Genomic DNA, 14,257 nt, shown 5'->3' with positions numbered 1-14,257 from the left:
TCCACCACCGCATCGAGGTCGCCCAGGGCGAAGAGCGGCCCTGACCGCGACTCCTCACGCGGGCCCGCCGAGCGTGCGACGGACGCGGCGTCCGGTGGCCCGGTTCCGCAGCGCGTCCAGGCCCTGCTGGCAGCTCCGCTCGCGCCCCGTGCCGGCCGCGCCGTCGCCGCGTTGCTGCTCGTCTGCGCCGCCGGCTCCTGCGTGGCCTCGGTCACCGGTATGGCCGACTTCCACCACCGCATCGAGGTCGCCCAGGGCGAAGAGCGGCCCTGACCGCGACTCCTCACGCGGGCCCGCCGAGCGTGCGACGGACGCGGCGTCCGGCGGCCCGGTCCCCCAGCGTGTCCAGGTCCTGCTCGCCGGCCCCCTCACACTCCGTGCCGGCCGCGTCGCTGCCGGCCTGCTCCGCCCGCTCCCGTGGCCCTCGCCCAGGCCCGCCGAACCGGCGTAGCGACGCGCGTAGAAAAGGGACTGGCATCCGTCGGGTTTTACGTATAACCTCCTCGGCTAACCACCCCCACCGGAAGGTTCCGATGCGACGCGTCGCCCTGGTCACCCTTGTCGTCGACGACTACGACGAGGCGATCCGCTTCTACACCGAGGCCCTCGGCTTCCGCCTGGCCGAGGACGCCCCGCGACCCGACGGCTCCCGCTGGGTCGTCGTGGAGCCGGGCGACGGACCCGGCACCGGTCTGCTCCTGGCCCGCGCCAAGGGCGAGGCGCAGCGCGCCCGCACCGGCGACCAGACCGGCGGCCGCGTCGGCTTCTTCCTGCACACCGACGACTTCGCCCGTGACCACGCCCGGATGACCGCCGCCGGCGTGACCTTCCTGGAGGAGCCGCGGCACGAGCCGTACGGCACCGTCGCCGTCTTCCAGGACCTGTACGGCAACCGCTGGGACCTGCTCCAGCCCGCCACCCACTGAGATCCCACCGCACCACCCGAGGAACGCTGCCATGACCGCGCACCGCATCGACTCCGAGACCCTCCGCCGGCTGCCCAAGGCCGTCCTGCACGACCACCTCGACGGCGGCCTGCGCCCCGCCACCGTCGTGGAACTCGCCGCCGAGATCGGCCACACCCTGCCGACCACCGACCCCGACGAGCTGGCCGCCTGGTACTTCGAGGCCGCCAACTCCGGCGACCTGGTCCGCTACATAGCCACCTTCGAGCACACCCTCGCCGTCATGCAGAGCCGCGAGGGCCTGCTGCGCACCGCCGAGGAGTACGTCCTCGACCTGGCCGCCGACGGCGTCGTCTACGCCGAGGTGCGCTACGCGCCGGAGCTGAACACCCGGGGCGGGCTGACCATGAGCGAGGTCGTGGAGACCGTGCAGCAGGGCCTGGCCGCCGGTATGGCCAAGGCGGCCGCCGCCGGCACGCCGGTCCGCGTCGGCACCCTGCTGTGCGGCATGCGCATGTTCGACCGGGTCCGCGAGGCCGCCGACCTGGCCGTCGCCTACCGGGACGCGGGCGTCGTCGGCTTCGACATCGCCGGCGCCGAGGACGGCTTTCCGCCCGCCGACCACCTGGCCGCCTTCGAGCACCTGCGCCGCGAGAGCGTGCCGTTCACCATCCACGCCGGCGAGGCGCACGGCCTGCCCAGCATCCACCAGGCCCTCCAGGTGTGCGGCGCCCAGCGCATCGGCCACGGCGTACGCCTCACCGAGGACATCGTGGACGGCAAGCTGGGCCGGCTCGCCTCCTGGGTGCGCGACCGCCGCATCGCCCTGGAGATGTGCCCCACCTCCAACCTCCAGACCGGCTGCGCCACCTCGATCGCCGAGCACCCGATCACGGCCCTGAAGGACCTGGGCTTCCGGGTCACCCTCAACACCGACAACCGGCTGGTCTCGGGCACGACGATGACCCGGGAGATGTCCCTGCTGGTCGACGAGGCCGGCTGGACCGTCGAGGACCTGCGCACGGTCACGGTGAACGCCCTCAAGAGCGCCTTCATCCCGTTCGACGAGCGCAAGGCCCTCATCGAGGACGTGGTGCTGCCCGGCTACGCGGCCGCGCTCTGAACCAGCCCCCTGAGGTAGGCGGCCTGTCCGATGTGCTGAAGGTCGTCGGACAGGACGCTCACCAGGCGGACCCCCAGGGTGACCGGGGGGTCCCAGCGCTCGTCCACGATCCGTTCCAGATCCTTGGCGGCCAGGGCGCGCAGGGCGCCCAGGGTCTGCTCGTGGACGGCGTCGTAGTACCCGGTCAGCAGGTCGGCCGACTCGACCCGTACCTTGGCCACCTTGGCGGGGCTGTGCCCGTAGCCGGTGTCCTGCCGGGGCAGATCGAGGCCGAAGCGTTTCTCCCAGCCCTGGGAGAGCCACACCTGGTCGAGGCCGAAGGCGGCGGCGACGTGGTCGTCCTGCACCCGGGTGAGATGCCAGACGAGCCAGGCGACGGAGTTGGCGTCGGGCGCCGGGCGGTGGTGCAGCGCCTCGGGGCCGATGCCGTCGAGGGCGGCATGGACTTCTTCCCGGATGCGGCCGTAGCCGTCGATGAGGATGTCCTTGGCATGCATACCGTCCACCATCGCAAAGTGCCGTCCCGTTCGCGCCCGGAATCCGGTGACCCGGCCGGCGGGGTCAGCAGCCCGGCCGGGACGGCGCCGGTGCCCCGCTCTGTGCTGCCTCCGGCGTGCGCAGGGTGTCCAGGGTTCCCAGCAGGGTGACGAGCGCGCGGGCCGCGGGACTCGTGGACCGCTCGGGCGGCAGCAGCGCGACCGTCTCGTACTCCGCCGCCCCGGCGCCCTTCAGCGGCAGCGCGGTGAGCGCGGGCCGCTTGTGCCGGAAGTGCCGGGGTACGACCGCGATCCCGAGGTTCTCGTCCACCAGGTCCAGCAGGCTGTGCACGTCGTTGACCTCCAGCGCGACCGTGCGCCGGACACCCGCCGCGGCGAACGCGGCATCGGTGGTACGGCGCGGACCCCAGTCCGGGTGGAAGTCCACGAACACCTCCCCGGCGAGGTCGTCCGGGCCGAGCACGGCCGGGGCCGCCGCGGCGGCGAGCCGGTGCCGCGGATGGCACAGCACGGTCATCGGCTCGCTCGTCAGCGACACCGAACGCAGCTGGTCGGTGTCCGCCTGGGTGCGGTAGGCGAAGGCCAGATCGAGCCGCCCCGCCGCGACCTCCTCGGCCAGTGCGCCCGAACCCGCCTGGCGCAGCCGGATCTCCACGTCCGGATGGCGCCCGCGGAACGCGGCCAGCAGCCGCGCCACCTGCACCCCGGCGATGCACTGCTCGGTGCCGAGCGCCAGCGTGCCGCGCAGCACGCCCTGCACCGCGGCCACCGCCTCGTGCGCGGAGCGCACCTGCGCCAGCACCCGCTCGGCCTCCACCAGCAGGGCGCGGCCCGCCTCGGTCAGCGTCACCCGCCGGGTCGTCCGCACGAACAGCGGCGCCCGCAGCTCCCGCTCCAACGCCCGGATGGACGCGGACAGACCCGACTGCGACACCATCAGGCGTTCGGCGGCCCGGGTGAAATGCCGGTCCTCGGCCACCGCCACGAAGTGCTCGAGCTGGCGCAGTTCCATGATTGAGCAGCCTAGTCGCTGAATCCCATCGGATTCTTCTGTTGGACCGCTGCACACCGCCCGGGCGAGAGTGGTACCGGTGACGGGGAGCCGCAGGGCTCACCGGAACCGGGATACCGTGTGCCAACCCCTCTGGAGTCGCGTTGTACACCGCACACCCCGACCGTTACGCCGACATGCCCTACCGGCGCACCGGACGCAGCGGCCTGAAACTCCCCGCGCTGTCCCTCGGCCTGTGGCACAACTTCGGACCGGACCGGTCCGTCGAGACCCAGCGTGCCATCCTGCGCCGCGCCTTCGACCTCGGCGTCACCCACTTCGACCTGGCCAACAACTACGGCCCGCCGCCCGGCGCCGCCGAGTCCGCGTTCGGCGAGGCGCTGAAGGCCGACTTCGCGCCGTACCGCGACGAGCTGGTCATCTCCACCAAGGCCGGCTATCTGATGTGGCCCGGCCCCTACGGCGAATGGGGCTCGCGCAAGTACCTGCTGTCCTCGCTGGACCAGAGCCTGAAGCGGATGGGCCTGGACTACGTCGACATCTTCTACTCGCACCGCCCCGACCCGGAGACTCCGCTGGAGGAGACGATGGGCGCGCTGCACTCGGCCGTGCAGCAGGGCAAGGCGCTCTACGTCGGCATCTCCAACTACTCCGCCGAGCAGACCCGGGAGGCCGCCCGTATCCTCGCCGGGCTCGGCACCCCGCTCCTCATCCACCAGCCGCGCTACTCGATGCTCGACCGGCGCCCCGAGGACGGGGGCCTGCTCGACGCCCTGGACGACCTCCAGGTCGGCTCCATCGTCTTCTCCCCGCTGGAGCAGGGCCTGCTCACCGGCCGCTACCTCGACGGGATCCCCGAGGACTCCCGTGCCGCGAGCGACAGCCCGTTCCTCAACTCGGACGCGGTGACCGAGGAGTTGGTCGGCCGGCTGCGCGCCCTGGACGAGATCGCCAAGTCCCGCGGCCAGACGCTGGCGCAGCTGGCCCTCGCCTGGGTGCTGCGCGGCGAACGGGTCACCTCCGCGCTGGTCGGCGCGAGCAGCGCCCAGCAGATCGAGGACAGCGTCGGAGCGATCCGGAACCTGGACTTCGACGCGGAGGAACTGGCGCGGATCGACGCGATCGTACGGCAGTAACCCGGTGTCCCGGCCGCCGCGCCGCGGACTCTAGGGGCCTATCTTTCGGATCAGGTCGGCTGCGGTACCGGCGCCTTTCTGGTCGACCCGAGCGGGGTCTGGTGCGTGCAGATGCAAGGCGGAGGACCGAGTCGACGCGGAGCGTCGGCGAGGGACGACAACGCGGCAGATGTGCGTGCCAGGGCCCGCGACGCCGGCAAGATCCGAAAGAGAGGCCCCTAGACGCCCTTGCGGCGGAACCAGCCGCGCCGGGGCTCGGGCGGAGGCACCGGGCCCGGGTGCGGTGTGCCCGGGTGCGGCGGGGCGCCGGGTCCCGTGGCGGGGGCGTGCGGCCCCGGGTACTGCGCGGGGGCGGGGAACGGCGGCGGGACCTGGCCTCCCTGCGGGAACGGCGGCGGGGCCTGGCCTCCCTGCGGGAACGGCGGCGGGGCCTGGCCTCCCTGCGGGAACGGCGGCGGGGCCTGGCCTCCCTGCGGGAACGGGGGCGGGGCCTGGCCGCTCTGCGGGGGCGGTGTCGGGCCGGGGAACGGCGGCAGTGCTTTGAACTGGTCGTGGAGCGTGACGGTCGGCGTGATGCGGTGCAGCGCCGCACGGACCAGGGTCAGCGGGTGGTCCGGGAACTCGGGGTCCCACTGCTCCAAGTCGGCCACGTGGTACGGCAGTCCGCCCAGCTGTCCGCCGCCGCCGTACGGGTGCGGCCGGAAGTAGTCGGTGAACCCCACCCGGTCCGCCACCACGGCTTCCCGCACGCCGCTCACCCCGGCCTCGCCGGCCTGCACCTTCACCACCACGCTGCACCGGTCCTTCGGCAGCGTCCAGCTGCCGATGAAGGCCTGCCCGGACTTGCTCTGCAAGGGCATCTTGATCAGCTGACGGAGCGCCGGGACCCCGTCCACGCTCCCGGTCACCGCTTCGATGAGGCCGCCCCCGGACCGCGCGATGCCGTGCGCGTTCTCGAAGCGCAGCCGGTCCAGTTCGTGCAGCGGGGCCGGCAGGTCCGGGACGAGGGGGAAGAAGTGAACCGACAGGATGACACCCGTCCCGTCGGTCCACAGACCGGGCTCACGCTCGGTGAACCCGGTGAGGTCCAGGCCGGTGATCGGGGTCTGGGCGATGAAGGTCATGGTGATCATCATGCCCGGCCGAGCGCACTCCTTGACCACCACCCCGGCCTCCGCGATGCTTCGTTGCGGAACATGAGATGCGTGCCGCAATAGGCAACGCAGTCGACATCTCGCCCCTGTGTCAGCTCTGTCAGCCGAGGAGTGGCCATGGCTCAGCAGGTCCGCGCCGTCGTCGCGCGCAGCAAGGGCGCCCCCGTCAGTCTGGAGACGGTCACCGTGCCCGACCCCGGCCCGGGTGAGGCCGTGGTCAGGATCCAGGCCTGCGGCGTCTGCCACACCGATCTGCACTACCGGGAGGGCGGCATCAGCGACGACTTCCCGTTCCTGCTGGGGCACGAGGCGGCGGGCGTGGTCGAGTCGGTCGGCGCGGGCGTCACCGACGTGGTGCCCGGGGACTTCGTGATCCTCAACTGGCGTGCGGTGTGCGGGAGTTGCCGAGCCTGTCTGCGTGGCCGGCCCTGGTACTGCTTCAGCACGCACAACGCCCGGCAGAAGATGACCCTGGCCGACGGCACGGAACTCTCGCCGGCCCTGGGGATCGGCGCCTTCGCCGAGAAGACGCTGGTGGCGGCCGGCCAGTGCACCAAGGTGGACCCGGCGGCGTCGCCGGCCGCCGCGGGGCTGCTGGGCTGCGGGGTGATGGCCGGCCTCGGCGCCGCCCTCAACACCGGTGGTGTCGGACGCGGCGACAGCGTCGCGGTCATCGGCTGCGGGGGCGTGGGCGCCGCGGCGATCGCCGGGGCACGGCTGGCGGGCGCGGCGCGGATCGTCGCGGTGGACATCGACGACCGCAAGCTGGCCACGGCCCGCACCCTGGGCGCGACCCACACGGTCAACTCCCTGGAAACCGACGCGGTCGAGGCGGTGCGCGAGCTGACCGGAGGGTTCGGCGCCGACGTGGTGATCGAGGCGGTGGGCCGCCCGGAGACGTACCGGCAGGCCTTCTACGCCCGCGATCTCGCCGGGACGGTCGTGCTGGTCGGCGTGCCCACTCCGGAGATGAAGCTGGAACTGCCGCTGCTGGACGTCTTCGGCCGGGGCGGGGCGCTGAAGTCGTCCTGGTACGGCGACTGCCTGCCCTCCCGGGACTTCCCGCTGCTCATCGACCTCTACCTCCAGGGCCGGCTCGACCTGGACGCCTTCGTCACCGAGACCATCGCCCTGGACGAGGTGGAGAAGGCCTTCGAGTGTATGCACCAGGGCGACGTCCTGCGCTCGGTGGTGCTCCTCTGAGGTCCGGGGCGACACCCCGCGCACGCGCGGCCCTGCCTCCGGTGACGACCCCGTGGACGGCACCGCAGGCAGGGCCGTCGGCATACCGCGGGAGATCGCTTTCCCCCTTGCTCACCTGCGCTTTCGCGGGGGCTTCGGGCTGCCCGGGAAACCGGCGCCGGCCCCTGCGCACCCAGGCCGGTGCGCGCCTTGACAAGGCTTCAGAAGCGCCCCCAGACTGACGTTGCGCTCATCGCAATCCGTTTCGCTATACGCACCGAGGTGTCATGATGATTCCCGCGTGCCGCCTCGCGGATCTGCCGCGAGGCGAGGCCTACCGGCTCGACACCGACCCGCCCGTGTCGGTGTTCCACACGGAAGACGGCGAGCTGTTCGCCATCGACGACACGTGCACCCACCAGGACGCCTCGCTCGCCGACGGCTGGCTGGAGGGCTGCGCGGTCGAATGCCCGCTGCACGCCTCGACCTTCGACCTGAGGACCGGAGCCGTGGACGCGCCCCCGGCCAGGCTCCCCGTCCGCACCCACGAGGTGGTGGTCGAGGACGGCGTGATCCATGTCCGGCTCTCCACGCAGGCGCCCAACCTGCCGCCGTGCATCGCCGCCCGCGCGGCCCAAGGCCCCGCGTGAGGACGGTGGCCGTGGTCGGGGCCTCCCTGGCCGGACTGTCGGCCGCGCGCGCCCTGCGCCAGCGGGGGTATGACGGCCGGCTGGTCGTCGTCGGGGACGAGCCCCATCGCCCCTACGACCGGCCGCCGCTGTCCAAGGAGTTCCTGGCCGGCACCCTCGACGCGGCGGATCTCGCGCTGGAGCGGGACGACGAGGAGCTCGGGGCGGAGTGGCTGCTCGGCGTCCGCGCCACCGGACTCGACCGCGCCGGACGCGCGATCCGGCTCGCCGACGGCCGGGAGATACGCGCCGACGGCGTGGTCGTCGCCACCGGAGCCGCCGCCCGCACCCTGCCCGGCACCGAGGGGCTCGCCGGGGTGCATGTGCTGCGCACCCTCGACGACGCCCGCGCCCTGCGGGACGACCTCGCCCGCGGCGGCCGGCTGGTGGTGATCGGCGCCGGGTTCGTCGGTGCCGAGGTCGCCGCCACGGCGTACACCCTCGGTCTGGACGTGACCGTGATGGAGGCGGCGCCGGTCCCGCTCTCCGGACCGCTCGGCGCGACCATGGGCGGGGTCGTCTCCGCTCTCCACCACGACCACGGCGTACGGCTGTGGTGCGGGGTCGGGGTCAAGGGGCTGAGCGGCGGGCGCCGGGTGTCCGCCGTCCTGCTGGCGGACGGCCGGACCGTGCCCGCCGACACCGTCGTCGTCGGGGTGGGTGCGCGCCCCTGCGTCGACTGGCTGGAAGGCTCCGGCGTGCCGCTCGACGACGGCGTGCGGTGCGGCGCCGACGGGCGCACCGAGGTGGCCGGGGTGGTCGCCGTCGGCGACTGCGCCAACTGGTACGACCCGCACACCGGCGGCCACCACAGGGTCGAGCACTGGACCGGCGCGCTGGAACGGCCGGACGCGGCGGTCGCCGCGCTGCTCGGGGGCGGTGCGACGCAACCGGTGCCGCCCCGGCCGCCGTACTTCTGGTCCGATCAGTACGGAGTGCGGATCCAGTTCGCCGGCCACGCGGCCGGCGCCGACAGCGTGACGGTCGAGGAGGGCTCGACCGACGACCGCAGTTTCCTGGCGGTCTACCGGCGGGCGGGCCGCCCGGTCGCCGTGCTCGGGATGAACCGGCCGCGGCTCTTCACCCGTTGGCGCAAGCAGCTCGGCGCCGCCGCGCCCCACGGCGCCCCGGCGTGACCCACCGACCCTCGACGTCTCCCGAGGAGTGCACCGTGACCCCGACCAGCCTGCCGGACAGCCTGATCGCCACGCTGCCCGGCGCCGCCTACACGGACCCCGCGGTCTTCGCCCAGGAGCAGGAGCACATCTTCGAGACGATGTGGTTCTGCGTCGCCCGCGCCGCCGACCTGCCGAAACCCGGCGCCTTCCGCACCGTTGACGTGGGCCGCGAGAGCATCCTGGTCACCCGCGCCCGGGACCACTCGGTCCGCGCCTACTTCAACGTGTGCCGGCACCGCGGCGCCAGGCTCCGCACGGAGGACGCCGGCGAGGTCAGGCGCGCCTTCCAGTGCCCCTACCACGCCTGGACCTACGACCTCGACGGCAGGCTCGTCGCGGCCCCCAACCTCACCAGGATGCCGGACGTCGGCCGTACCGAGTACGGCCTGGTGGGCGTCGCCGTACGCGAATGGCTCGGCTATGTCTGGGTGTGCCTGGCCGAGGACCCGCCCTCCTTCGAGGAGGACGTCGTCGGCGCGGTGGCCGCCCGGCTCGGCGACATCGAGTCGATCGAGCACTACGCCGTCGACCGGCTCTCGGTGGGCCGCCGGATCGTCTACGACGTCAGGGCGAACTGGAAGCTCATCGTCGAGAACTTCATGGAGTGCTACCACTGCGCCACGATCCATCCCGAACTCACCGAGGTGCTCCCGGAGTTCGCCGACGGCTATGCCGCCCAGTACTACGTGGGCCACGGCGCGGAGTTCGGAGCGGACATCCAGGGCTTCACCGTCGACGGCTCGGCGGGGCTGGACCGCATCCCGGGGGTGTCCGAGGAACAGGACCGCCGCTACTACGCCATCACCGTCAAACCGCAGGTCTTCATCAACCTGGTGCCCGACCATGTGATCTTCCACCGGATGTACCCGGCCGCCGCCGACCGCACCGTCGTGGAGTGCGACTGGCTCTATCTGCCCGGGGTGGTGGAGAGCGGCCGGGACGTCAGCCGGTCGGTGGAGCTGTTCGACCGGGTCAACCGCCAGGACTTCGAGGCCTGCGAGCGCACCCAGCCGGGGATGGGGTCACGGCTGTACGCCAAGGGCGGGGTGCTCGTGCCCAGCGAGCACCACATCGGTGCCTTCCGCGCCTGGGTGAACGCGCGTCTCGGTACCCGCCGTCCGGAGTGAGGGATGCCCCCGGCCCGCCGGGGGCGTCGGCGGGCCGTGCGGCGGTCGGCCTCCGGGATCAGCCCAGGTACCCCATCCGGTGGCTGATCTCCTCCGCGCCCTTGACCAGCACCGGAGCCAGCTCGTGCAGACGCTCCTCGGTGAACCGGTAGGAGGGCCCGGAGGCGCTGATCGACGCGATGACCCGGCCCTCCCGGTCACGGATCGGGGCGGCCATGGCGTGCAGCCCGATCTCCAGTTCCTCCAGCGTCCAGGCGTAACCGCGCTCCCGGGCCGCGGCGAGGTTCTTCTCCAGCTTCGTCTTCGCCGAGATCGTGTGCGGGGTCAGCTTCTTCAGGCCGGCCCGGGCCAGCAGCTCCGCGCGTTCCCCGGCGGGCAGATGGGCCAGCATGATCTTGCCGCTGGAGGTGGCGTGCAGCGGGGTCAGCTGGCCGACCCAGTTGTGCGCGGTGACGGCGGCGGTGCCGCGCACCTGGTAGAGGTTGATCGCGTACTGCTCCTGACGTACGGCGATATTGACCGTCTCGCCGATCTCCTCGGCCAGCCGCTCGCACACCGGCCGCCCCTGCTGGGTGAGGTCGATCCGGGCGGTGACGGCCCCCGCCAGCCGGACGATGCCGAAGCCGAGCCGGTACTTGCCCCGCTCGCCGGTCTGCTCCACGAGACCCCGCGCCTCCAGGGCGCCGAGCAGCCGGAACGCGGTCGACTTGTGCACCTCGATCTCGGCGGCCACCTCGCTCACACCCGCCTCGCCGCGCCGCGCCAGGATCTCCAGCACGCTGATGGCGCGGTCGACGGACTGCACCCCGCCGGACGGCGAGCCGTTCGTTTCGATGTCCGGACTCATGTTGCTCATAACGAAACTATACGCGCGGTAAACAACGCGGACGCAAGTAACACGCTTGCTACCCAGCCCTTACAAGTTGCGTTGTTCGCAACCTGGTGCGCATTGAGATACCCGTACTAGCATGCGCGGCAATCGACGGCGCGAGTGAGACGAGGCACCATGGCCCTCCTGCACTACGACTTCGTCATCGTCGGCGGCGGATCGGCCGGCAGCGCACTGGCGAACCGCCTCTCGGCCGATCCCGGCAACCGCGTGCTCGTCCTGGAGGCGGGCCGCCCCGACTACCCGTGGGACGTGTTCATCCACATGCCCGCGGCCCTCACCTACCCCATCGGCAGCCGCTTCTACGACTGGCAGTACGAGTCCGAGCCCGAGCCGCACATGGGCGGCCGGCGCATCTACCACGCCCGCGGCAAGGTGCTCGGCGGCTCCAGCAGCATCAACGGCATGATCTTCCAGCGCGGCAACCCCATGGACTACGAGCGCTGGGCCGCCGGACCCGGCATGGAGTCCTGGGACTACGCCCACTGCCTGCCCTACTTCCGCCGGATGGAGAACTGCCTGGCGGCCGACCCGGACGACGCGTTCCGCGGCCATGACGGCCCCCTGGTCCTGGAGCGCGGCCCGGCCGTCAACCCGCTCTTCACCGCCTTCCTCCAGGCCACCCGGCAGGCGGGGTACGCCCCCACGGACGACGTCAACGGCTACCGGCAGGAAGGTTTCGCCCCGTTCGACCGCAACGTCCACCGCGGGCGGCGCCTGTCGGCCTCCAAGGCGTATCTCAAGCCCGTGCGCAGGCGGCCCAACCTCACGGTCCGCACCCGTGCCCTCGTCACCCGGGTGCTGTTCGAGGGCAAGCGCGCCGTCGGCGTCGAGTACCGGCGCGGCCGCGGCGCGCCCCAGCAGGTCCGGGCCGGCGAGGTCGTCCTGTGCGGCGGCGCCGTCAACACCCCGCAGCTGCTCCAGCTCTCCGGCGTCGGCAACGCCGCCGAGCTGTCCGCCCTCGGCGTCGACGTCGTACACCACCTGCCGGGCGTCGGCGAGAACCTCCAGGACCACCTGGAGGTGTACGTCCAGTACGCCTGCCGGCAACCCGTCTCCGTGCAGCCGTACATGGCGAAGTGGCGGGCCCCCTTCATCGGGCTCCAGTGGCTGCTGCGGACCGGGCCCGCGGCCACGAACCACTTCGAGGCCGGCGGCTTCGCGCGCAGCAACGAGGACGTGGAGTACCCCAACCTGATGTTCCACTTCCTGCCGGTCGCCGTCCGCTACGACGGCTCCGCACCGGCCGGCGGCCACGGCTACCAGGTGCACGTGGGCCCCATGTACTCCGACGCCCGCGGCTCGGTGAAGATCAGGAGCCGGGACCCGCGGGTGAAGCCCGCGCTGCGCTTCAACTACCTCTCCACGGAGCAGGACCGGCGGGAGTGGGTCGAGGCGATCCGGGTCGCCCGCCGCATTCTCGGCCAGCCGGCCCTCGCCCCCTACAACGGCGGCGAGATCTCGCCCGGCCCCTCGGTCGACACCGACGAGGAGATCCTCGCCTGGGTGGCGAAGGAGGGCGAGACCGCGCTGCATCCCTCGTGCACCTGCGCGATGGGCACCGGCGAGATGTCCGTCGTCGACCCGCTGAGCATGCGGGTGCACGGGCTGGACGGGCTGCGCGTGGTGGACGCGTCCGTGATGCCCTACGTCACCAACGGCAACATCTACGCCCCGGTGATGATGATCGCCGAGAAGGCGGCCGACCTCATCCTCGGCAGGAAGCCGCTGCCGCCGTCCGACGTCGCCTACTACCGCCATCCCGACGCCCGGAAGCAGGCGGGACAGGCGGGGGCGCCGACCCCTTGACGGGTGTCGGCCCCTTCCGCGAGGGTGTTCCACCACGAGCAATCCGATGCACCATGCGCAACCGCTTCTCCTCGAAGGGCGCGGCCGTGGCAGATCTGTACGTGGACGGGGAATGGCGCGCCGCGCTGGCCGGCGGCCGCAGGGAGATCCGCTGTCCGGCGGACGGCACGCTCGTGGCGACGGTCCCGGAGGCGACCCGCGCCGACACCGAGGCGGCCATCGCGGCGGCCCGGCGCGCCTTCGACCAGGGCCCCTGGCCGCACACCCCCGAGCGGGAGCGCGGCACGCTGCTGCTGCGCGCCGCCGACATCCTGGAGCGCGACGCCAAGGAGATCGCCCGCGCCGAGTCCCTGGACACCGGCAAGCGCCTGGTGGAGAGCGAGTACGACCTCGCCGACGTCGTCGCCTGCTTCCGCTACTACGGCGGCATCGCCGGCACCGGCGCCGGCCGGGTGGTGGACACCGGCCGCGCCGACGCGCTCAGCCGGGTCGAGTACGAGCCGGTCGGCGTCTGCGGACTCATCACCCCCTGGAACTACCCGCTGCTCCAGGCCTCCTGGAAGGTCGCACCGGCCCTGCTCGCGGGAAACACCGTGGTCCTCAAGCCCAGTGAGCTGACGCCCTCCACCTCCGTCCTGCTGATGCGGGCCCTGGCGGAGGCGGGGCTCCCGGCCGGCGCCGCCAACCTCGTGCTGGGCGCCGGCGCCGAGGCCGGCGCACTGCTGGCCGAACACCCGGACGTGGACCTGGTGTCCTTCACCGGCGGGCTGGAGACCGGGCGGCGCGTCATGGCCGCCGCCGCGGCGACGGTGAAGAAGGTCGCGCTGGAACTGGGCGGCAAGAACCCGAACGTCGTCTTCGCCGACGCCGACTTCGACACCGCCGTCGACTTCGCGCTCACCGCCGTCTTCCTGCACTCCGGGCAGGTCTGCTCGGCCGGCGCCCGGCTGATCGTCGAGGACTGCCTGCACGACGCCTTCGTCGACGAGGTGGTGCGCCGCGCCCGGCTCATCCGCCTCGGCGGCCCCTTCGACCCCGGCGCCGAGACCGGGCCGCTGATCTCCGCGCCGCACCGCGAGAAGGTCGAGGCGTACGTCGCCGCGGGCCTCGCCGAGGGCGCCGTACTGCGCTGCGGCGGCGCCCGCCCCGCGGACCCCGCGCTCGCCGGCGGCTTCTACTACCCGCCCACCGTGCTGGACGAGTGCCGGCAGGACATGCGCGTGGTGCACGAGGAGTCCTTCGGGCCCGTGCTCACCGTGGAGCGCTTCCACGACGAGGACGACGCCGTCCGCATCGCCAACGACACGGAGTACGGCCTGGCCGGAGCCGTCTGGACGCAGGACGCGGGCCGGGCCCAGCGGGTCGCGCGCCGGCTGCGCCACGGGACCGTGTGGATCAACGACTACCACCCCTATGTGCCGCAGGCGGAGTGGGGCGGTTTCGGGCGCTCGGGCGTGGGCCGCGAACTGGGGCCTGCCGGCCTCGACGAGTACCGGGAGCCCAAGCACGTCTGGCAGAACATCCAACCCCGGCCGCAGCACTGGTTCCGCGGCTGA

At 72.7% G+C, this 14,257-nt stretch carries 13 protein-coding genes and 1 pseudogene; 10 read left to right on the top strand and 4 right to left on the bottom strand.

Going from position 1 to position 14,257, the window contains the following annotated elements; translation table 11 throughout:
* The 3 genes and pseudogenes from ACZ5CZ_RS21035 to ACZ5CZ_RS21025 form a co-directional block, all read left to right on the top strand.
* A pseudogene (locus tag ACZ5CZ_RS21035) lies at positions 1-273 on the top strand (M56 family peptidase); the annotation flags it as partial.
* A gap of 260 nt (positions 274-533) precedes the next feature.
* Entirely contained in the window at positions 534-926 is a 393-nt protein-coding gene (locus ACZ5CZ_RS21030; protein ID WP_385841109.1) for a VOC family protein, read from the top strand.
* Between the two features lie 31 nt (positions 927-957).
* Positions 958-2,028: an adenosine deaminase gene (locus tag ACZ5CZ_RS21025; RefSeq protein WP_468944828.1), complete on the top strand. Its 1,071-nt coding sequence runs from the start codon at positions 958-960 to the stop codon at positions 2,026-2,028.
* Here the strand turns inward: ACZ5CZ_RS21025 and ACZ5CZ_RS21020 are convergent.
* Both ACZ5CZ_RS21020 and ACZ5CZ_RS21015 read right to left on the bottom strand, forming a co-directional pair.
* Positions 2,010-2,525 (bottom strand): mycothiol transferase, encoded by a 516-nt coding sequence (locus ACZ5CZ_RS21020; RefSeq protein ID WP_385841107.1) that lies wholly within the window; start codon positions 2,523-2,525, stop codon positions 2,010-2,012. The two genes, ACZ5CZ_RS21025 and ACZ5CZ_RS21020, sit on opposite strands and share 19 nt — an antisense overlap.
* A 64-nt stretch (positions 2,526-2,589) precedes the next feature.
* Complete coding sequence (locus ACZ5CZ_RS21015; RefSeq protein ID WP_468944823.1) at positions 2,590-3,537, bottom strand: LysR family transcriptional regulator; 948 nt, start codon at positions 3,535-3,537, stop codon at positions 2,590-2,592.
* 143 nt (positions 3,538-3,680) lie between these two features.
* On the opposite strand from ACZ5CZ_RS21015, the gene mgrA reads away from it, so the two are divergent.
* Positions 3,681-4,673: an L-glyceraldehyde 3-phosphate reductase gene (mgrA, locus tag ACZ5CZ_RS21010; protein ID WP_467540145.1), complete on the top strand. Its 993-nt coding sequence runs from the start codon at positions 3,681-3,683 to the stop codon at positions 4,671-4,673.
* Positions 4,674-4,891: 218 nt separating this feature from the next.
* Here mgrA and ACZ5CZ_RS21005 read toward each other — a convergent pair whose 3' ends face one another.
* Complete coding sequence (locus tag ACZ5CZ_RS21005) at positions 4,892-5,797, bottom strand: hypothetical protein (RefSeq protein WP_468944820.1); 906 nt, start codon at positions 5,795-5,797, stop codon at positions 4,892-4,894.
* A 147-nt stretch (positions 5,798-5,944) separates the two neighbouring features.
* Between ACZ5CZ_RS21005 and ACZ5CZ_RS21000 the strand changes: the two genes are divergently transcribed.
* The 4 genes from ACZ5CZ_RS21000 to ACZ5CZ_RS20985 all read left to right on the top strand — a co-directional run bounded on the left by ACZ5CZ_RS21000 (position 5,945) and on the right by ACZ5CZ_RS20985 (position 10,003).
* Positions 5,945-7,030, top strand: coding sequence for an S-(hydroxymethyl)mycothiol dehydrogenase (locus ACZ5CZ_RS21000; RefSeq protein WP_468944818.1), 1,086 nt, complete (start codon positions 5,945-5,947; stop codon positions 7,028-7,030).
* A 266-nt stretch (positions 7,031-7,296) separates the two neighbouring features.
* The gene (locus ACZ5CZ_RS20995) at positions 7,297-7,659 is read left to right on the top strand and encodes a bifunctional 3-phenylpropionate/cinnamic acid dioxygenase ferredoxin subunit (protein WP_385841102.1); all 363 of its coding nucleotides are present in this window, start codon (positions 7,297-7,299) and stop codon (positions 7,657-7,659) included.
* Complete coding sequence (locus ACZ5CZ_RS20990; protein WP_468944815.1) at positions 7,656-8,834, top strand: NAD(P)/FAD-dependent oxidoreductase; 1,179 nt, start codon at positions 7,656-7,658, stop codon at positions 8,832-8,834. Before ACZ5CZ_RS20995 ends, ACZ5CZ_RS20990 begins: the two co-directional genes overlap by 4 nt.
* A gap of 35 nt (positions 8,835-8,869) precedes the next feature.
* The gene (locus tag ACZ5CZ_RS20985; protein WP_468944812.1) at positions 8,870-10,003 is read left to right on the top strand and encodes an aromatic ring-hydroxylating oxygenase subunit alpha; all 1,134 of its coding nucleotides are present in this window, start codon (positions 8,870-8,872) and stop codon (positions 10,001-10,003) included.
* Between the two features lie 58 nt (positions 10,004-10,061).
* Here ACZ5CZ_RS20985 and ACZ5CZ_RS20980 read toward each other — a convergent pair whose 3' ends face one another.
* A complete protein-coding gene (locus ACZ5CZ_RS20980; protein ID WP_385841099.1) occupies positions 10,062-10,859 on the bottom strand; it encodes an IclR family transcriptional regulator in 798 nt (265 codons plus the stop codon).
* A 150-nt stretch (positions 10,860-11,009) separates the two neighbouring features.
* On the opposite strand from ACZ5CZ_RS20980, the gene betA reads away from it, so the two are divergent.
* Together betA and ACZ5CZ_RS20970 are read left to right on the top strand one after the other, a co-directional pair.
* Positions 11,010-12,701 (top strand): choline dehydrogenase, encoded by a 1,692-nt coding sequence (betA, locus tag ACZ5CZ_RS20975; RefSeq protein WP_468944808.1) that lies wholly within the window; start codon positions 11,010-11,012, stop codon positions 12,699-12,701.
* An 86-nt stretch (positions 12,702-12,787) separates the two neighbouring features.
* Positions 12,788-14,257 carry an aldehyde dehydrogenase family protein gene (locus tag ACZ5CZ_RS20970; protein ID WP_468944805.1) on the top strand — a complete coding sequence of 490 codons (1,470 nt, stop codon included), beginning with the start codon at positions 12,788-12,790 and terminating at the stop codon, positions 14,255-14,257.

Source organism: Streptomyces sp. NPDC031418 (assembly GCF_055581605.1).
This window is presented reverse-complemented; position numbering and strand designations above follow the sequence as displayed.

What these genes read in the sequence shown, in the direction of transcription:
- betA (WP_468944808.1), top strand. Translation starts at nt 11,010, where the DNA reads ATGGCCCTCCTGCACTACGACTTCGTCATCGTCGGCGGCGGATCGGCC.
- ACZ5CZ_RS20980 (WP_385841099.1), bottom strand. Translation starts at nt 10,859, where the DNA reads ATGAGCAACATGAGTCCGGACATCGAAACGAACGGCTCGCCGTCCGGC.
- ACZ5CZ_RS21015 (WP_468944823.1), bottom strand. Translation starts at nt 3,537, where the DNA reads ATGGAACTGCGCCAGCTCGAGCACTTCGTGGCGGTGGCCGAGGACCGG.
- ACZ5CZ_RS21020 (WP_385841107.1), bottom strand. Translation starts at nt 2,525, where the DNA reads ATGCATGCCAAGGACATCCTCATCGACGGCTACGGCCGCATCCGGGAA.
- ACZ5CZ_RS21025 (WP_468944828.1), top strand. Translation starts at nt 958, where the DNA reads ATGACCGCGCACCGCATCGACTCCGAGACCCTCCGCCGGCTGCCCAAG.
- ACZ5CZ_RS21000 (WP_468944818.1), top strand. Translation starts at nt 5,945, where the DNA reads ATGGCTCAGCAGGTCCGCGCCGTCGTCGCGCGCAGCAAGGGCGCCCCC.
- ACZ5CZ_RS21030 (WP_385841109.1), top strand. Translation starts at nt 534, where the DNA reads ATGCGACGCGTCGCCCTGGTCACCCTTGTCGTCGACGACTACGACGAG.
- ACZ5CZ_RS20995 (WP_385841102.1), top strand. Translation starts at nt 7,297, where the DNA reads ATGATGATTCCCGCGTGCCGCCTCGCGGATCTGCCGCGAGGCGAGGCC.
- ACZ5CZ_RS21005 (WP_468944820.1), bottom strand. Translation starts at nt 5,797, where the DNA reads ATGACCTTCATCGCCCAGACCCCGATCACCGGCCTGGACCTCACCGGG.